Here is a 17,844-nt window from a genome sequence, read left to right on the forward strand (position 1 = left end):
CGCCTATTCACCTTGCAGGAGACGGGCCAGCTCTCTGTCGACGTCAACCTTTCCGGTGTCGACGGCCGTCTCGATCCAGTCCAGCGTCGCCCGGACGCGGGCGATGTTCTCGTGGACGACTCCGCGTTCGTCGTCGCCGAGCTGGCGGTCGCGCAGGCCCGGGACGACACGACCTGCCGCCGCGACGAACGCGTGGCAGGCGGTGACCAGGTCCAAGAACTCCACCGACCGGTCGATGCTGCGGATCGCCGGAGCGACGGGGCTGGTCTCCTCGAAGTGCTCGCGGGCCTGCCGGCCGCGTTCGACCTGGGCGTGGTTGACCTGGTGGCGGGCGGTGTCGTCCGACATTGCGCGGAAGGCGACGTCGGGACGCCGCAGCAGGCCGGTGGTCACCGTCGCGGCGACCTGGTCGTCGCGGGTGAGTTCTTCGACGGCCCGGACCTTGTCCTCCTGTCTGACCTGGGCGACCACTGTCGGACGCCGCAGCAGGTCGCTGGTGACGGTGGCGGCGACCTTCTCGTCCCTCGCGAGGGTGTGGATCGCGCTGACCTTCTCCTGCGGGGTGATCGGGTGCTCGACCTGTCGGCCGACCCGGCGCCGGGCCTCGTCCGCGGTCCACCGCGGTTTGCCCTCCGGCGGGGTCAGGATCGCGGCGAACCGTTCCCGCTCGTCGCCGATGCCCGCCAGGATCTTGTGGACGGTGAAGGACACCGTGCTCTGCCGGTGTTCCTTCGGCCAGCGTGAGGCCGTCCACCTGGCCTCTTTCACCGTCGAGTACGACAGTCCGATGTCCTCGGCCAGGCGGAACATCGACTCCTTGACCGTGAATAGCTCCTCGCCCCGCTCCTGGCCGCCGGCCTCGCGCATCGGCTCGATCTCCAGCGCGTAGTCGCCGATCGTGAACTGGCCCCGGGTCTGGTTCTCCACCACCGTGCGCAGCTCGGCCACGATCTGCTCGTAGCGGCTGGAGCTGACGCTGCCGACCATGTCGGCGTTCTTGATCTCTTCGGGCATGGCATTCACCACCCACCGCGGGCCGGGGCACAGCCCCTCGGCCGTGACAAGACGCGGCCCGCTTCCTGGCCCGAGAGTCAGACCGGAAATCCTAAGATCACAACGAACGACCACGAATGACCGGAATCTGACCGAAGGTGCGATTCTGATGCGTTCGCGATGCGGTCACTGTGACCGTTCGCCGAACGTTTCCTTCCGGGCCCGCCAGGCCCTCACGACGCACCGACGTGAGCAGTAGACGGCGTTCGACCGCCGGTCCACCCCCGCCACCCAAGCCGTCCCGCACTCGGGACACTCAGCCCGGCCGGCACCACTCAACTCCGCGGCCACCCGCTTGCGCAGACGGCGGCCCCGGCGCCACTGCCTGGCACGACAGGCCGTCGAGCAGTACACGGCATCGGGCCGCGCTTCCGGCCTCAGCCGTTCACCGCAGCCCCCACACACCCGCTCTCCGGCCCGCCCGAAACGCTCGGACACCACGCCAGCGTAGGCCCCCTGAGGCTACTCAGCACGGCAGTTCAGAAACAGGCACTAAGGCTTGCCCGGCCGCTCAGGCTGCCCGGCAGCCGCTTCAGTGCACCATGGTGCGCGGATAGGACGACCGGCCGTCGTGCGGGAGAGAACTCGTGTGAACGGTGATGTCGATGACCGGCAGACAAGAGGGACGCATACCCCCGCCGGTACGCCAGCAGCGCTCGCACCTCGGCCGGACCTCGGGCTGGTGGCGCCCGCACCGGGCGGCTGGCACGGGCGTCTTCACCACGCGGGGTGCCGGCGTCAGTTCGCCCATACGGGCGCCCACAGGCTGACGCTCCAGATGTCCCCGTGCCCCACGTGGTAACCCCTCTCCTCCTCCTCGTCGTCCACGACGATGACGGAGACACAGGACGCCTCCGACCGGTACTCCAGGAAACCGCCCTGGTCGGTGACGGTGAACTCCGGAACCGGAGCGACGTTGGAGAGCGCCTGCCGCACGTCCGCCCAGGCGGTGTATGGGGTGAACTCGACGCCCGTGCTGCCGCTCCACCGCGTCGCCGGCTCGAGGGCGTTGGCGAGGCGGTGCAGCTCGATCGACCCGCCGGACATCACCCGCTCCTCCCCGAGTGTCGGGCCCCCAAGTGGGTACCGAAGGAGACCCCGAAGTGCCCTCTCAAGGAGCTCCCTTCGGCTTGCCCAGCCAGCGCGCGGCTTGCCCACGTCCAGGTCGACGCGCGGCCGGGCCGCCGACCGCACGCCGTCTCCCGGGCGGCAGTGGATCGTCGCCATCGTCGTATCTCCTTCACTCCTCCTTCACCGCCCCCCAGCGTGCCACGCCCGCGCGTGCACGCCTCATGGCGGTGCCCCATTACGCACGCCTAGCTCCTACCTGCGCTTCCCCACTGATATGCCCAGCGGAGGGTGCCAGCACCGCGCCTGTGGAAGTCGTTCCCGGGCGCGGTGGTTCACAGGGCCCCTGACGGGCCGAGGTGCGGCGGCTTCGGTGAGGCGGTCGAGGCGCTCGTGGGCGGCGCGGATCAGGCGGGCTCGCCACTGGGCGCAGCGGACGGTGCCGTGCGGGGCGGTGCCTGCTACGCGGCCAACGTCGCGTAACGCCTGGACACGCCCGGCGCCCGCGCGTTCCCCGCCCCGCTCGCCCCACTGCCGTAGCGGGCAACCGCCCTGCGCCCCCGTCCGGACTCGGACAACTGTTCATGACCGCCTGCGCAGGGCGGTGCCGTGCCCCTACGCTCGGCCTGGGCAGACGTGCAGTCGACGGGGACGGGGTGGGATGCGTGGAGATCGGGTTGGCGGACGCCGTGGCGGCGGTGCGGGACGAGCTGCTGGAAGCCGCGGCGAGCGGTGCGGGACACGAGATCTCGTTCGTGGTCGGGCCGGTGGAGATGGAGTTCGAGGTCGAGCTGCGCGCCGATGCGCGGGCGAAGGCGGGCTTCCGGGTGTGGGCCGTGACGGCGGACGCGGAGGCCGGGGTGGCCCGCGGCCGGACGCACCGGGTGTCGTTCACCCTCACCCCGAGGAGTCCCGCCGGCGGCGATCTGCTGGTCAGCGGGGGCGCGGACCGGCCGGCCGGTCCCGGCGACGTGAGCGGCCGGATCCAGGACTGACCGGGCGTCGCCGTACGGAACGGGGGATGCGATGAGGCGGGATCGTCTGGTCGCGGTCGGAGGACCGGGCGGGCCGGGATCGGGGTACGTGATCGGTCCGCGGCTGGTGCTGACCTCGGCACACGTGGCCGGTCGGCGCGGCACGCGGGTGCAGGTGTTCCGGCCGGGCGGCAACGCGGTGTTCGGCGGGGCCGTGGTGTGGTGCGGCACGCCCGGCGGGCGCGACGATGCGGCCCTGGTGGAAGTGGACGACGCCGGGTGGCGGCCACCGGCGGGCGCGGGGGTGCACTGGGGCCGCCTGGTGACCGAGCAGCCCGGCCAACCCTGCGCGACCTGGGGCGTACCGGACGTGGTGCAGCGGCCGGGGGCGGCGGTGGAGGCCGCGCAGCTGGCGGGGACGGTGAATCCGGGCAGTGGCTTCGTGGCCAACCGGCACGTGATGGACCTCGGCCCATATCCGCCGGTCTGGCCGACCGACGGGTCGTCGCCGTGGGGCGGGCTGTCAGGGGCCGCGATGTTCTGCGGCCGCCTGCTGACCGGGGTGGTCGCGGCCGACGCGGGCCGCTCCGGGCATGCCGCGCTCTCGGTGGTGCCGGCGTACGTACTGCACCACGACGCGGAGTTCCGGGCCGTGCTGGCCGAGCACTGCGCCGGTGCGATGGTGCTCGAAGCGGTGGAGTTCCAGGACGTGGCCGAGGCCGGTCCGGTGGCGCCGGCCGGCGGTCTGGGCTCGGCGGCGGCGCTGCTGCAGGCTGGCCGGCAAGTCGTGGCGTTCCACGGCCGCGAGGAACTGCTGGGCCGGTTGGCTCGCTGGTGCCGGCAGGAGGGGTTCGGCAGCTGGCTGCTGCACGGCCCGGCCGGGCAGGGGAAGACCCGGCTGGCCCACCAGCTCGCCGCCACCCTGGCTCCGGACGGCTGGGCGGTGCTGTGGCCGCGCGCCGGTGCCACCCCGGCAGAACTGCGGGCGGTGGGCCGGGCCGCCAAGCCGCTGCTGGTGGTGCTGGATTACGCGGAGACCCGCGCAGCACAGCTCGCCGCGATCCTGGAGGCCGCCGCCGAGCACGGGGGTGCCACGCCGTTCAAGGTTTTCCTGCTGGCCCGGACGGCCGGGGACTGGTGGGCCAGCGCGCAGGCAGTGAGCCGTACCGCCGAAGAACTACTCGACGGCACCCCGGTGGCCGCGCTGCCGGCGCTGGAGAGCGATGCAGCCGCGCGTCCGGAGGCGTACCGGCGGGCGGCGGAGGCCTTCGCGGCCGCGCTGCCCGAGGTGCGCGGCCGGCAGGGGCCCGACTGGCCGGCGCTGGCCGCCGCCCTCCCCTCCCTCGAGGTGAACCGGGCGAGCATGGACAACGCGCTGACCCTGCACATGACCGCCCTGGCCGATCTGCTGGACGCCGCCGACCCCGGTCCGGCCGAGGACGGGGCGGGACCCGCGGCCGGCGTCGAGGACCGCCTGCTCCTGCACGAGCGCCGCTACTGGGAGCAGAGCGCGACTGCCTGCGGTCTCCGTCCGGCGCTGAGCACGGCCACCCTCGATGCCGCGCTCGCCGCCGCCCTGCTGGTGGGGGCCGCCGGCCGCGATCAGGCCGCCGAGGTCCTGCGCAAGGTCGGCGGGCTGGCCGACCAGCCGCGCGACCGCCGCGATGCCGTACTGGCCTGGATCGCCGCCCTCTATCCTTCGGCCGATCCGGGTCCTTGGGGCAGCCTGCAGCCCGACCGGCTGACGGAGCGTCTGATCGGCCGCCGCCTGGAAGCGCAACCCGGGCTGGCCCACGACCTCGTACCGGGCATCACCGAAGAGCAGGCGGGCCGGCTGCTGACCCTCTACAGCCGCGCGGCCGCGCACGCCGTCTTCGCGGGGCAGCTCGACGACCAGCTGACCGCGCTGTGCGTCCGGCACCGCACCGTCCTGGCACCCACGGCGATGGCCGCCGCCACCCAAGTGGAGCGTCCCGGCCCGCTCGTGGCCGGCCTGCAGCAGATCGCCGCGGATCCCCGGACCCCGCTGGACACCCTCAGGCAGCTCGACGACCGAGTCCCGCGCAGCCAGCGCCTGGCCGTCTGGGCCTGTGACCTGGCCTGGCACCTGGTCGCCCGCCACCGCGGGCTCCCCCACAGCCCCGACCTGGTGTGGAGCCTGCATTCCCTCTCCTCGCGCCTGGCGGCTCTGGACCGACGGGAGGAGGCGGTGGCCCCCGCCGAGGAAGCCGTCACCGTCGCCCGTTCACTGTCGGACGCCGTCCCCCTGATCGCGAGCCTGAACGCGTACGCCGACCGGCTGCGTGACCTCGGGAGCCGTGAGGAGGCCCTGGCCACGATCACAGAAGCCGTGGCGCTCTCCCGCAGCCTTGGCAGCGGCCGCACCTCCGACCTCGTCGAGAGTCTGAACAAGCTCGCCGCCCTGCTGGGCGATCTCCGGCGACAGGAGGCGGCACTGGCCGCGTCCGAGGAGGCGGTGCGCCTGCGTCGCGATGCCGGGACAGGTTCGGACGCCGAGGCCCGCCAGCTCGCCCGGAGCCTGAACGTCCACTCCGAACGCCTGTGGGACCTGGGCCGGAAGGAGGAGGCCATGGAGGCGCTCATCGAAGCCGCCCGGCTGCACGACGGCCTGGCCGGTGCAGGCTCTGCGTACTCTCCCGCCCATGTCGCGACGCTGAGCGAGATGGCGGTCAAAGGTGCGGAGATGGGCTGGCTGAAGGGGGCCCTGTCGGTGGCCGAACGCGTGGTGCACCTCAGCCGCGCCATGGCCAGGACCCGTCCCGACGCCCACCTGCCCCAGCTGGCCCAGAGTCTGGGTCGGCTGGCCTGGGCCCTGGAGGACTCGGGCCGGAAGGAAGAGGCCCTGGCCGCCGCCGAAGAGGCCCTGGCCATTCACCGGGGCCTGGTCGCCATCCATCCCGACGCCCACCTGATGGCGCTCAACGCGAGCCTGAGCACGGTCGCGGCGCTCCACGCGGCCCTGGATCGGCCCGAGCAGGCACTCGCCGCCACCGAGGAGTGCGTACGGATCCTCCGCGGCCTGACGCGCGCCTACCCCGAGGCCCACCTGTCCCACCTGCCGGTGCAACTGCACACCCTCGGCACCCGGCTGGCGGCCGTGGGGCGCACGGAGCAGGCCCTGGCGGCCCTCGAGGAAGCCCTCGACATCCGCCGCACCCTCGCTTCCCGCGACCCGGACGCCCACCTGCAAGGGCTGGCGAGCAGCCTGATCGCCGTGACCGTACGGCGGGAGCAGTCCGGCCGGCCGGGGGAGGCCCTCGCCGCCCTCGAGGAAGCCGTCGCCGTCTATCGCACCCTGGCCGCCACCCGCCCCGCCCACGTCCCCGACCTCGCCAAGGCCCTGTACACGCTCTCCCGCAGGCTGGAGGGGCAGCACCGGTGGGACGAGGCGCTGGCCGCGGCCCGCGAGGCGTTCCGCCTCCTGCCCGAACTCGCGCTGTACGAGCGGCGCTGATCCGGCGGGCGTCGTGCGGGATCCCGGCGAGCCGGGGCTGCGGGGCGCGGGCTTCGGCGCCAGGTGGACCTCGGGGGCGAGCATGCACCATGCGTTCACGCTGTAGCGGGCGAGGATGCGGGTGGCGAACTGCTCGCGGACCTCCGGGCCACCAAGGGCGCAGGCCACTTCGACGGCCGGGGAGGTCTCTTGGAAGAGCCGAACGATTTACAGTCCCGGGCCCGGCCGCCGCCGTACCCCCGCCCTTGGCCAGCCACTCGGGCGGCACGGTGTCCGGGTAGTCCTCGACCCGGCGCAGCGGGAACTCCCCCAGGCCCGGGGGCAGGGCGTGGGTGCCGGACTCCGGCAGCCGCAACGTCCGGATAGAACGGGTCTACACCCCTTGACCAAGGAACAGTGCATTTCCATCGACCCGTACCGAACCTGTCACCACGGACCCTTCATCCCGTTCGAAGCCATAATCGCCGCAGAAGCGCCGGTCGAGCCGGATCGTTACCTCAAGTTTCGCCCAGATCCAGTGACACCGAGGCGGCAGCATTCTTAGCTTCCTCTTACACGCGTCTTGACGCTTCTACGTACCCCGCGGTTCCACGCGCACCGGCGATCCCGCTCCGCGTCCCGCGTCCCCGAGGAAAGAGTTGCAACATGAAGGTCCCCAAGGCTGGCGCGATGGCCGCTGTGATCGGCCTCGCCCTGACCGCCACCGGCTGCGGCGGCGACGAAGGACCCAAGGGGACCCTCTCCATCGGCATCGCCTTTGACCAGCCCGGTGTCGGCCTGCGCGAGGCGGGGGGCACCTTCTCCGGCTTCGACGTGGACGTCTCCAGGTACATCGCCAAGGAGCTCGGCTACAAGCCGGAGCAGATCGAGTTCAAGAAGGTCGACAGCTCCGAACGCGAGCTGCTGCTCCAGTACAACGAGGTCAAGTTCGTCGCCGCGACCTACACGATCAACGACAAGCGCCGGGAGAAGGTCGACTTCGCGGGCCCGTACTTCACGGCCCACCAGGACCTGCTCGTCCGCGCCAACGACGCCACAATCACCAAGGCCGAGGACCTCAACAACAAGACGCTCTGCTCCACCGCCGGCTCCACCTCGGCGCAGAACGTCAAGCAGAACCTGGCGCCGAAGGCCAGCGTGCTGGAGCTCGACGGCTACTCGGAGTGCGTGATCGCCCTCCAGGACGGCGTGGTCGACGCCATGACCACGGACAACGCGATCCTGGCCGGGTACGCCGCCCAGAAGGGCAACACGGGCAAGTTCCGGCTCGTCGGGCTGAGCCTGAGCAACGAGAGCTACGGCATCGGCATCAAGAAGGGCAACAAGGATCTGCACGCCAAGATCAATGCCGCCCTCAAGAAGATGGTCCAGGACGGCTCCTGGGACGCGGCCGTGAAGAAGAACTTCGGCCAGTCCAACTTCAAGCACGAGCCCGCCCCGCAGGTCACCTCCGCGGGCAGCTGACGGCGCCCGGGGCGGCGGCAAGGGAGAACCGGAAACCCCCTTGCCGCACCCGGGTCAGGTCAGCGGCGCCTTGTCGGCCAGCACCTTGAGGAACTCCCGCTTCCAGGCCGGGTGGTCGGGCCAGGCCCGGGCCGAGACAAGGGTGCCGTCGACCACGGCCTCGGAGTCCTCGAAGGCCGCCCCCACCGCCTTCATGTCCGGCTCCAGGGCCGGGTACGCGGTCACCCGCCGACCGCCCGGGAGGGCCTGGCCGAGCTGCTGGACCGTGAGACGCCGCTCAGGCCGGAGCAGGCGGCAGCTCGGCTCGGCGTCCGTCGGGTCGATTTTGAGTGGATGCGCCGCCTGGGCTGGATCGCTCCGATCTCCTGGGGCTGCGTCCAGTTCGGCGCGAGCAAGGCCGGCGCCGTCGACGTCCCCCGCTTCTCCGCCGGCCACGTCGACGACCTGCCCAGGGCACACCCCAGGTCGACTGGGCGCAGCTGCGCACGGTCGGCAAGGGCCGGCGCTCTCCCCTCGCCGGACTCCAGGCGCAGCCGGCCTGAGCTCCGCGGCCCGGCCCTGAAGGGACGACACCTCTTCCCCTCGGCTATCGCGTGGGAAAGACACCTCATGCGGTTAAGCCGTCAAGCGAAGACCGGTCCCTTGCGGAAATCGGATACTCGCCGCGGATACGGCCTGCGAGGCTGTGGGGGTGACTGAGACGACCCCTTACGACGCCGACCGTGCCCGATTCACCCGCCAGGCTCTGGCACGCCTGGTCCTCTGCGACCACTCCGTGAACGTGGCCGACCACGCGAGTGGCTTGGTGGCCACCGAGTGGGACGCCGACACCGGTCCCGGGGGCCGGGTAAGCCAGGCATTCCAGCTCATCGAGCTCGCAGAGCGCGCTCTGGCCGCGGCCGTGATCTACGAACGCGAGCGCGGCAGTTCCTGGGCGGAGATCGCCCAGTACCTGGGAATCGGTCCGGCGCAGGCGGAAGAGCGTTTTGCCGCGGACCTGGACGGCTGGAACACAGCTTTCGACGTTCCCTACCGCCTCGACGAGACCGGCCGCAAGCGCATACCGCAGCTGCCCACGGCAGCGTACGACCCCGACTCGGCCTGCTACCTCCTCAACCGCTGGGCCTCCGTCCAGCGCGTGGGGATCGACGCCGTGAGCTCGGGCCTGGTCATGGCCGCGCCGGAGGAAGAGTGCCCGTCAGTCACCCCGTAGCGGCGTTCGCGGGGAAAGCGATCGCTTCGTCGAACAGACTGCGCGTCTGAAGGCAGTGGTGGAGTTGGCCGAGCATCCGGTTGAACAGGTGCCGGAGGGCCTGCGTGTGCCAGTCACCTCCTGCTCGGCGGCGCCGGTGGTGGGAGTCCGCGCCGGATGAACCGCTGAGGGAGGTGAAGGCCCACAGGTGGCCGACGTGGTTGAGCCGGTTGTTCTTGACGAACCGGCGTCCGACGTAGCGGCGCTTACCGGAGGCCCGCGTGATCGGGGCCGAGCCGGCGTACGCCTTCAGTCCTCCAGCCGTGGCGAACCGGCTCCTGCCGTCGCCGATCTCGCCCAGGATGCGGGCACCGACCTGGAGGCCGATCCCGGGGAAGCTCAGCATGATCGTCGCGTCCGGGTGTGACCGAAAGGCCTGCTCGGTGGCGCTCGCCAGGTCATCGACCGCCTGACAGGCCGCGTCCAGCTGCAGCAACAAGGCCAGTGCCTGCTTGCCCATGGCGTCCTCGACGAGAGGCAGCTGCCGAGGAGCTTCCTCGCGGAAGAGCTGCTGGATTCGCTCCGCGTCCGTCTCGATGCCCCGGCGGCGGCCGGCTCGCCGGAGCATGGCGGTCAGCTTCCCCATCGGCAGCTTGGCCGCCAGAGCAGGTGTGGGCGCGACGGCCAGGATGCGGCGGGCATCGGGGCGGGTCAGGGTTCCCGGCTTGTCCCTGAACGCCTCGATCATCGCCGGGAAGTACTCCCTGAGCAGGGACCGCAGCTGATTGGCGACCTGCTGCCGGTTCCAGACCGCGTCCTGCTGTGCGCAGGCCAGGACAGAGACGGCTTGGGCCAGGTCGTTGTCAGCGGGTAGCGGGTAGCGGGGCGGTGTACCGGCGCGTCGGTGCGGATGATGTTCGCGAGCACCAGGGCGTGGCCCGGGTCTGACTTCTTGCGGCTGACTCCGTGCCGGTCGCGGTAGCGGGAGGCAACCATCGGGTTGACCGCGTAGATCTTGCGGGGGCCCTGCCGCAGCGTGGCGACCAGCAGGCCGCGGCTGGTCTCGATGGCCACCGGGATCGGCGCTTCCGCGGTGTCGCCGTGCTCGGCCAAGAGGTCCAGCAGCAGCCGGTAGCCGTCCAGGTCGTCGTTGATCCGGCACTTGGCCAGCAGCTTGCCGGTGTCATCGACGAGCGCGACGTCGTGGTGTCCCTCTGACCAGTCGATTCCGCAGAACACGTCCATGGATCCCGCCCCTTCTCCGGTGCTGTTCTCGAAGGCGAGCACGCAGGGCCGCACGGCGCACTAATTCCAGGGCTCCAAGGCCCGCCACCTCATCAGCCGTGCGCGGCACCGCCGGACCGCACGGGCGCACGCCGTGTCCAGAGCTCGAAGCTGGCCGTTCCCGACGACCCGCCACACTCGGCCGTCGGCTCCGTCGCGGGTCAGCCGGGGCAGGGTGGTGGTCGCCACGGTGAGCCGGTAGTTCACGTTCCCGACCCGGCGGGCCCGCTCGTGGAAGACGGCCCCTCGTAGCCGGCGCCGCGCGGCGCGGGGCCGGGCGAAGGCGAACAGCACCGCCGGGAAGGGCCGCGCCAGAGACGGCCCGGCTTGCCACCTGAGCAACCCTCACCCACCACCGCGAGGCCTGAGCCGCAGCGGATACGGCCTCGCGGTGATGCACGTTTCCGGCAGGAACTGGCGAGCCGCTACCAACGCGCTGTCTTCCAGGTCACCGACTGACGTACTCGAAAACGCCTCCGTCCGGGTGCCGCAAGACCGCCCGACGTCCGTTCGGCGTGACCGCAGGAGCGGCGATCACCTCAGCGCCCGCCGCCTCGCAGGCCGCGACCGCGGAGTCCAGGTCCGGGACGGACAAGGTGGCTGCCACCCCGGCGAACCGCTCCGCGGCCTCCCTCGGCCCAGTGAACAGGAGAAAGGGGCCCGTGCTGGCCAGCTTCAGCCCCGCGAACTCAAACCGGACCGCCGGCTCACCAGTCAGTCCCTCATAGAAAAGCGCGGCCGATTCGAGGTCGTCCACACGCCGTCGCAGAACCACTGAGTCAATCGCCATGATCACATCATCGCAGCAGAGCGGCGCCCATCCGAGCGATCAGCATAAATCCCCTTGCTGATCAAGTAGCCCGCCGCAGAACTCTGCACACGACCCCGTACTCAGCTCTGCAGATGAACTCGTACGCCGACACCACCTGGAGGAGCCGGCGGCACGCTGCCGATTGAGCCCGGCGAGGTGATGCATCAGGGCGAGGACCTCGGGTGGTGGGTGCGCAGCCAGGAGCTGGCCCGCATCAGCCACCACCAGCACGAAGGCGCCTCATGCTTGCCGATGCAGGTGATCGTCGTCGGTGGCGAGGGATGTCAAGCGTGCTGCCCAGGGCGGGTCGGCGCCGGGGACGGAGCAGGTGAGGGCGGCCACGTGCGCTGCGAAGGAGCAGGCGTTGGCGGTGTCATCGAGGGTCAGGGTGTCGAGTCGGCCGCCGAGGTGACCGAGTGCGGTGAGGCGGTGGAGCAGCCCGGCGGTGAAGGAGTCGCCGGCGCCGACGGTGTCGACGACTTCGACGGCCGGTGCGGGGACGGTGACGCGGTGGCCGTCGAGGGAGGCGAGGGCGCCGCGGCTGCCGAGGGTGATGACGACGAGGCGGGCTCCGGCCTCGTGCCAGGTGTCGCAGGCCTGCTCGGGAGTGGCTCCGGGAAGAAGCAGGGCGAGGTCGTCTTCGCTGAGGCGGAGGATGTCGGCGAGGGCGCACCAGCGGTGGAGTTGCCTGCGGTAGGCGGCGGGCGGTACGAGCAGGGGACGGACATTGGGGTCGATGGAAACGCTGGCGTGCTCGCGTGCGTCGGCGAGGTGGTCCTCGATGTGGCTTCCGCCGGGCCGGCGGATCAGTGCCAGGGATCCGGTGTGCAGGGCGGCGGTGTGCCCGTCCGGTGCGGTGGTCAGTTCGTCGGGATTCCACTGCCAGTCGGCGGCACCGTCGGCAAAGAAGGAGTAGGTGGCCTGGCCGGCCTCGTCGAGGTTGGCGATGGCGAGGGTGCTGGGCTCGGGGGCGTTCACGCTGTCGGTCAGGTCGACGCCGGAGGCGGTGAGGTGGTTGCGGAAGAGGGTGCCGAAGACGTCGTGGGAGATGCGGGCAAGGAAGCGGGTGGGAGTGCCGAGCCGGGCGAGGGCGACGGCCGTGTTGGCGGGGCCGCCGCCGGGGAGGACGTTCAAGGCGAGTTGGGCGGGGACGGAGTGGGAAGCGTCGGTGAAGGCGTCGGCGACGCATTCACCGATGACGGTGATGCCGCAGGTGGCCGTGCTCATGAAGTGTCTCTCTGCGGGGGTGGACGTGGGGTGCGCACGCAGGTGCGGGTGCTCGGTCGGTGGGTCAGCCCTTGACGGCGGAGCTGGCGACGCTCTGGACGAACCACCGCTGGAAGAACGCGAAGACGATCAGGACGGGCAGGACGAGCAGGACGCCGAAGGCGAGGACCTGGCCCCAGTCGACGGGCGTCTGTCCCTGGAAGACGCTCATTTCCAGCGGCAGGGGGCGGACCGAGGGATCGGAGACCATGAGGACGGGCCAGAGGAAGGAGCCCCACTGGGTGAGGAAGGTCAGGATGGCGACCGAGGCGAAGACCGGCTTCGACATCGGGACGATGATCGCGAAGAAGGTCCGCCAGGGGCCGGCGCCGTCGATGCGGGCTGCCTCTTCGATGCTGGGCGGGATGGCCCGGAAGAAGGTGGCGAACTGGTAGATGGAGAAGGCGTTGGCGATGAAGGGGATCGCCTGCATGTAGATGGTGTTGCGCTGGTTGTTGAACATGTAGAACAGCGGCACGGCCACCGCTTCGAACGGGACCAGCATCAGCAGCAGGATGAGGGCGAAGACGACGCCCTGACCTTTCCAGCGCAGGCGGGCCAGCCCATAGGCGGCCATGGAGTTGACGATCAGGCCGCCGAGGACGACGACGGTGGACAGCAGCAGGGAGATGCCCATGAAGCGCCAGAAGTAGCCGGTGGCGTCGGAGTCGAAGCTGTCCAGGACGGCGCTGTAGTTGTCGAAGGAGAGGTGGGTGGGCAGGAAGCCGGTGAGGCCGCTCAGGACTTCGTCCGAGGGCTTGAAGCTGCCGAGGATCAGGTAGAGGACGGGCAGGACGAAGATGAAGGACAGCACGCTCAGGACGGCGTAGTCGAGGAAGCGGCGCAGGGAGCTTCGGGTCTGGGCCATGGGGATCAGTCCTCGTTGCCGGTGCGGAGGACGCGGCGCTGGATGAGGGTCAGGGCGACGACGATCAGGAAGAAGACGACGGTGATCGCGGATGCCTGGCCGATGTTGTTCTGGTCGAAGGCGGTGGTGACGGCCTGGTACATCACGGTGCGGGTGGCGTCCTCGTCGAGTCCGCCGCCCTTGACGAGGACGTAGACCTGGTCGAAGACGCGGAAGGACAGCACCGAGGTGAGCATGGCGACGAAGGCGAGAGTGCCACGGATGCCGGGCAGGGTGACGTGGCGGAACTGCTGCCAGCGGGAGGCCCGGTCGAGTTCGGCGGCCTCGTAGAGCTCGCCGGGGATCTGCTGGAGTCCTGCGAGGAGGATGACCATCTGGAAGCCGACACCTTGCCAGATGGACAGCACGATGATCGAGGCCATGGCGGTCAGACCGTCGCCGAGCCAGTCGAAGGCCCCCCAGTTGCCGAAACTCACCGCGTCCAGCGCGGAGTTGAGCAGGCCGTCGCCGCTGCGGGCGAGGATGAGCCGCCAGATGACGGCGACCAGGGCCATGGGGAAGACGACCGGCAGGAAGAACAGCGACCGGAAGACGCCGATGGCCTTGAGTTTGCGGTTGAGCAGGATCGCGAGTGCCAGCGCGAGGCCGGTCTGTACGGGGACCACGACCACGGTGAAGGTGAGGTTGTTCAGCAGGGCCCGCAGGAACGGGCCGGACATGTCGGGGTCGGTGAACAGGCGCCGGTACTGCTCGATGCCGAAGAAGCGGGGCGGCAGCGGGGAGCCGAGGCGGACGTTGTAGAAGGAGAGCACGACGGCGTAGACGAAAGGTACGCCGACGAAGGCGATCAGTCCGCCGAGGGCGGGCGCGGACATGAGCAGTCCGCGCAGCCAGTCGCGGTTCCTGCGCCCGGGTCGTTTGCGAATCCGGGAGGTCGATGGCGGAGTCGGTTTCCTGCCTGCGGGGGCGGCGGGTGCAGGGCTCACGGTGGTCACGGTAGGGGTCCTCTCCCGGCTGCTGGATGCCGGCTATGGCGACTGACCGCCGGCTACGGCAGCTTGTAGCCGTCGTTGTCCGAGAAGTCCTGGTCGATGGCGCGGGCGGCCTTCTCGAGGGCGGCCTTCGGATCGGCCCCGCCGTAGATGCCGGCCAGCGCCTGGCTGAACTTGGCAGTGACCGTGGGGTATCCGGCGGTGACCGGGCGGGTCACGGCGACGCAGGACTTGTCGCTCCGGGAGTCGCCGCAGGGCTTGGCGAGCTGGTCGGCGAAGAGCTGGAGCGGGCCGCCCTGCTTGTACAGGTCGCTCTTGGCGAGCACGGACGTGGTCCCGGGAGGGGCACCGTTGGCTGTGGTCATCGCGGTGACGTTGGTGTCGTTGAGGAGGGAGTCGAGGAAGGCGCCGGCGGCCTTGCCGTTCTTGGTGTTGGCGCCGATGCCCCACTGCCAGGAGCCCTGACCGGTCTTGGGGCCGTTGCCGAAGTCGGGCAGCGGCAGGACGACCAGGTCGTCGCCGAGGGCCTTGCTGTAGGTGGGGTACATCCAGTGGCCGACCCAGCTCAGGGCAACGCGGCCCTTGGCGAAGGCGTTGCCGTCGGTGTTGGGGTCGGTGTACTTCTTCCAGTCCTGGAACGTCTTCAGGGCCGACGCCACCGCCGGGGTGTCCAGGACGCCTTCCGCCTTGCCGTTCTCCAGCAGCGAGCCGCCGGCCGACCAGATGATCGGGGCGAAGCCGTAGGTGCCCCATTCGTTGGCGTAGCCGCCGCTCTCCTGGAGGTCCAGGCTCTTGCCGTCGGAGTCCTTGGCGGCGAGGTTCGTGACGGCGGCTGTGAACTCGGCCGCGGTCCAGTCGTCGGACAGCCCAGTGGGGTACTTGATCCCGGCCGCGTCGAGAAGCTTCTTGTTGCCGTAGATACCGAGCCCGGAGTCGTACATGCCCAGGCCGTAGTGCTTGCCGTTGATCTCGCCCTGGGCCTTGATGGCGTCCGTGGCGTTGGCCATGGTCTTGACGGAAACGTAGTCGTCGATCGCGGCGAGCTTCTTGTTGTAGACGAAGTTCGCCATGGTCGGACCGTCGAACTCCATCACGTCCGGCAGCTTGGAGGCGTCGGTCGCGGTGAGGGTCTTGGTGTAGTCGGTGTCCGGAATCAGGGTCAGCTTGACCTTGACCTTGTCCTGGGAGGAGTTGAACGACTTCACCGCGTTCTGCAGGGCGGTCGACTCACCGGCCTGGCCCTGGTGGGCCCAGACGGTGATGGTGCCGGTGCCGCTGCCCTTCTCGGCGGAGGTGGCGGTGTTGCTGCCGCCCCCGCAGGCGCCCAGCGCCGCCAGGGGAAGGGCCAGGGCCAGGGCCGTACAGGCTGTCCGGCGTGATCTCCTGCTCGGCGTGTTCATGGTGGGTTCCTCCGGTGTCGGTGCGGGTGAGGGTGGGTGGTGCGCAGGTGCATGGGGGGGGATTCGCCCTTGCCGGTGTACGGCGTGGTGGCCTCCGCCTTGGCGGACGCGCCCTTCGCGACCTTGAGGGCGGTCGGGATCACCTCGGGCCGTGGCCACGGCGGCGGGATGACGGATCCGTCAGGGGGACTGCTCGTGCAGCAGTCCGGTGTCGGCGCTCGGCTCCTTGACGACCAGTGGGCGCAGGTTCCAGGCATCGACGGTGTAGCCCAGGCGTGTGTCCGGTGCGCTGTGGGCCTGCAAGCGCCACGGGGCGTCGCCGGTTGGGTAGAAGCGCAGGGTGAGAACCTGACCGGTGGAGGTCAGGAAGACTTCGGCGACGGAGTGGTCGACGACCACACGCAACTCGACCGGCCGGCCGGCGGGGCAGGGCATCCGGTAGGAACCGGCCCGTGCGCGGGCGTCCAGCGAGGCGTGGTCGCGGTCCACGACCAGCTCGCCGGTGGCGGCGTCACAGCGGATGTCGAGGTATTCGGAGCCGTCGGGGGTGGTGAGCAGTCGCAGACCGGCCCCTTCGGCGGGCTCCAGGCGGGCCACCAGCTCGAAGGCGCGGCCGATGGAACCGAGGTCCACCGGATCCGGGCCGTGCATCTCGCCCGAGGCATGGACGGCGTGCTCGCCTCGCAGGGCGAGCAGTTCAGCCGCCGGCTGCTGCCGGAGTGTACCGTCGCCGCCGACCTGGACCTCGCGAGGCAACGTGAGCACCCCAGCCCATCCGTCGGCGACCGCCCAGCTTTCCTCGCGGGCCTCTGCGGACCAGCCCCACAGCAGCCATCGGCCGCCCGGTGCACGCAAGAGGGCGGGCGCGTAGCAGTCCGGGCCGTAGTCGACGAGAACGGGCTGGCCGGCTTCGAAGGCGTCCCCGTTCTCCTCGCCGATCAGGGCTGTGACGCAGCGGTCGCCGTCGTGGTCGTTCCAGGCACTGAAGATCAGGGCACCGCGGTGTCCGGACTGCGGCGGCAGGTACTGGGGGCACTCCCAGCCCTCGCCGGTGTGCAGACCGGTGCCTCCGATCGGCTCCTGCTCGCGCCCCTCGAAGGGGCCCAGATAGGTCCAGCTCCCCAGGTCCGCCGACTCGTACAGCAGGGCCGCGCCCCGGCCGTCCGCGAGGGCCGCGCCGACCAGCATCCGCCACCGCTCGCCCTCCCGCCACACATACGGGTCGCGGTACATCGTGCAGTCGTCGGGCCATGCGGGGATGACCAGGTCGTTCCGTGGAGTGAAGGTCCGGCCGCCGTCGAGGGAGGTGGCGGTGGTGACCGGCTGGTGCTGGGGCGAGCGGTCCCAGCGGTTCGCGGAGTAGAAGACGACGAGGCGGTCGCCGTCGGAGACGGCGTTGCCGGAGAAGCACCCGTCCGCGTCCACGCCGCCGGGGGTCGGGACGAGGGCGATCGGCAGCGGTTCCCAGCTCAGCAGGTCGGGGCTGCGGAAGTGACCCCAGTGCATGTTCGCGTGCGTCGCGCCAGAGGGGTTGTACTGGTGGAAGACGTGGTAGTGGCCGTCATGGAAGACCAGCCCGTTGGGGTCGTTGATCCAGTTCCGGGGCGGGCGCAGATGCGCGATCGGCCGGTACGGATCGCAGGGCGCGGTGGACACACGCGTGCCTTTCGGTATGTGCAGCAGAGCATGCGAGGACGACGGGCGCCGGACGCAGCCGGCCACGATCCCCTCGGGGGACTCAGTGAAAACGCCTGCCCCCGGCAACCGCTGCCAGCCCTCAAGGCAGAGCATGGGAGGACCGGCACGGCGAGATGCCGACGGCGAAGGGTGGGAAGGCGGTCTGAAGCGCCGGCACAGGGACGGCGGGAAGAGCGCGGCTCAGTACTCCGCGGCGCTGTCGGACATCAGGCGGGAATGCCGCCTGGACCGCTCATCGAAAATCTCAGGCGACATCTGTGTACCCTCACTGTGTTCCATGTATTGACAGGACCGACGAC

General features: G+C 70.7%; 12 protein-coding genes and 3 pseudogenes. 4 read left to right on the plus strand and 11 right to left on the minus strand.

Features of this window, described 5'->3' with window-relative positions; genetic code table 11:
* Positions 1–3: 3 nt before the first annotated feature.
* Together HYE82_RS02000 and HYE82_RS02005 are read right to left on the minus strand one after the other, a co-directional pair.
* Positions 4–1,014, minus strand: coding sequence for a DUF6192 family protein (locus HYE82_RS02000; RefSeq protein ID WP_179172142.1), 1,011 nt, complete (start codon positions 1,012–1,014; stop codon positions 4–6).
* A gap of 777 nt (positions 1,015–1,791) precedes the next feature.
* Positions 1,792–2,100 (minus strand): hypothetical protein, encoded by a 309-nt coding sequence (locus tag HYE82_RS02005; protein ID WP_179172143.1) that lies wholly within the window; start codon positions 2,098–2,100, stop codon positions 1,792–1,794.
* Positions 2,101–2,786: 686 nt separating this feature from the next.
* Between HYE82_RS02005 and HYE82_RS02010 the strand changes: the two genes are divergently transcribed.
* Together HYE82_RS02010 and HYE82_RS39190 are read left to right on the plus strand one after the other, a co-directional pair.
* Positions 2,787–3,116 carry a trypco2 family protein gene (locus HYE82_RS02010; protein ID WP_179172144.1) on the plus strand — a complete coding sequence of 110 codons (330 nt, stop codon included), beginning with the start codon at positions 2,787–2,789 and terminating at the stop codon, positions 3,114–3,116.
* Positions 3,117–3,204: 88 nt separating this feature from the next.
* Entirely contained in the window at positions 3,205–6,570 is a 3,366-nt protein-coding gene (locus HYE82_RS39190) for a tetratricopeptide repeat protein (protein WP_179172145.1), read from the plus strand.
* Between the two features lie 238 nt (positions 6,571–6,808).
* Here the strand turns inward: HYE82_RS39190 and HYE82_RS39195 are convergent.
* Positions 6,809–7,003 (minus strand): annotated as a pseudogene (locus HYE82_RS39195) (hypothetical protein); the annotation flags it as partial.
* 212 nt (positions 7,004–7,215) lie between these two features.
* Between HYE82_RS39195 and HYE82_RS02020 the strand changes: the two are divergent.
* Entirely contained in the window at positions 7,216–8,034 is an 819-nt protein-coding gene (locus tag HYE82_RS02020; RefSeq protein WP_179172146.1) for a glutamate ABC transporter substrate-binding protein, read from the plus strand.
* 54 nt (positions 8,035–8,088) lie between these two features.
* On the opposite strand, the pseudogene HYE82_RS02025 reads toward HYE82_RS02020, so the two are convergent.
* Positions 8,089–8,268, minus strand: a pseudogene (locus HYE82_RS02025) (DJ-1/PfpI family protein); the annotation flags it as partial.
* A 457-nt stretch (positions 8,269–8,725) separates the two neighbouring features.
* Between HYE82_RS02025 and HYE82_RS02030 the strand changes: the two are divergent.
* Positions 8,726–9,247, plus strand: a complete 522-nt coding sequence (locus HYE82_RS02030; protein ID WP_179172147.1) for a hypothetical protein — start codon at positions 8,726–8,728, stop codon at positions 9,245–9,247.
* On the opposite strand, the pseudogene HYE82_RS02035 reads toward HYE82_RS02030, so the two are convergent.
* From HYE82_RS02035 to HYE82_RS02065, 7 genes and pseudogenes are all read right to left on the minus strand, one after another.
* Positions 9,237–10,471, minus strand: a pseudogene (locus HYE82_RS02035) (IS110 family transposase). The gene HYE82_RS02030 and the pseudogene HYE82_RS02035 overlap by 11 nt on opposite strands.
* A 487-nt stretch (positions 10,472–10,958) precedes the next feature.
* Positions 10,959–11,300, minus strand: a complete 342-nt coding sequence (locus HYE82_RS02040; RefSeq protein ID WP_179172148.1) for a VOC family protein — start codon at positions 11,298–11,300, stop codon at positions 10,959–10,961.
* A gap of 261 nt (positions 11,301–11,561) precedes the next feature.
* Positions 11,562–12,548 carry a carbohydrate kinase gene (locus HYE82_RS02045; protein ID WP_179172149.1) on the minus strand — a complete coding sequence of 329 codons (987 nt, stop codon included), beginning with the start codon at positions 12,546–12,548 and terminating at the stop codon, positions 11,562–11,564.
* A gap of 64 nt (positions 12,549–12,612) precedes the next feature.
* Positions 12,613–13,455 carry a carbohydrate ABC transporter permease gene (locus HYE82_RS02050; RefSeq protein ID WP_179172150.1) on the minus strand — a complete coding sequence of 281 codons (843 nt, stop codon included), beginning with the start codon at positions 13,453–13,455 and terminating at the stop codon, positions 12,613–12,615.
* Between the two features lie 5 nt (positions 13,456–13,460).
* Positions 13,461–14,450 (minus strand): carbohydrate ABC transporter permease, encoded by a 990-nt coding sequence (locus tag HYE82_RS02055; RefSeq protein ID WP_179172151.1) that lies wholly within the window; start codon positions 14,448–14,450, stop codon positions 13,461–13,463.
* A 53-nt stretch (positions 14,451–14,503) separates the two neighbouring features.
* Complete coding sequence (locus HYE82_RS02060) at positions 14,504–15,847, minus strand: sugar ABC transporter substrate-binding protein (RefSeq protein WP_179172152.1); 1,344 nt, start codon at positions 15,845–15,847, stop codon at positions 14,504–14,506.
* Positions 15,848–16,027: 180 nt separating this feature from the next.
* Positions 16,028–17,503, minus strand: a complete 1,476-nt coding sequence (locus HYE82_RS02065) for a glycoside hydrolase family 32 protein (protein ID WP_179172153.1) — start codon at positions 17,501–17,503, stop codon at positions 16,028–16,030.
* Positions 17,504–17,844: the final 341 nt, after the last annotated feature.

The sequence above is a fragment of the Streptomyces sp. BR123 genome, from assembly GCF_013401435.1.
In the GTDB taxonomy this organism is placed as follows: Bacteria; Actinomycetota; Actinomycetes; order Streptomycetales; family Streptomycetaceae; genus Streptomyces.

Excerpts from the sequence above, each read along its gene's own strand:
- HYE82_RS02000 (WP_179172142.1), bottom strand. The coding sequence starts at position 1,014 with ATGCCCGAAGAGATCAAGAACGCCGACATGGTCGGCAGCGTCAGCTCC.
- HYE82_RS02045 (WP_179172149.1), bottom strand. The coding sequence starts at position 12,548 with ATGAGCACGGCCACCTGCGGCATCACCGTCATCGGTGAATGCGTCGCC.
- HYE82_RS02060 (WP_179172152.1), bottom strand. The coding sequence starts at position 15,847 with ATGAACACGCCGAGCAGGAGATCACGCCGGACAGCCTGTACGGCCCTG.
- HYE82_RS02040 (WP_179172148.1), bottom strand. The coding sequence starts at position 11,300 with ATGGCGATTGACTCAGTGGTTCTGCGACGGCGTGTGGACGACCTCGAA.
- HYE82_RS02020 (WP_179172146.1), top strand. The coding sequence starts at position 7,216 with ATGAAGGTCCCCAAGGCTGGCGCGATGGCCGCTGTGATCGGCCTCGCC.
- HYE82_RS02050 (WP_179172150.1), bottom strand. The coding sequence starts at position 13,455 with ATGGCCCAGACCCGAAGCTCCCTGCGCCGCTTCCTCGACTACGCCGTC.
- HYE82_RS02005 (WP_179172143.1), bottom strand. The coding sequence starts at position 2,100 with ATGTCCGGCGGGTCGATCGAGCTGCACCGCCTCGCCAACGCCCTCGAG.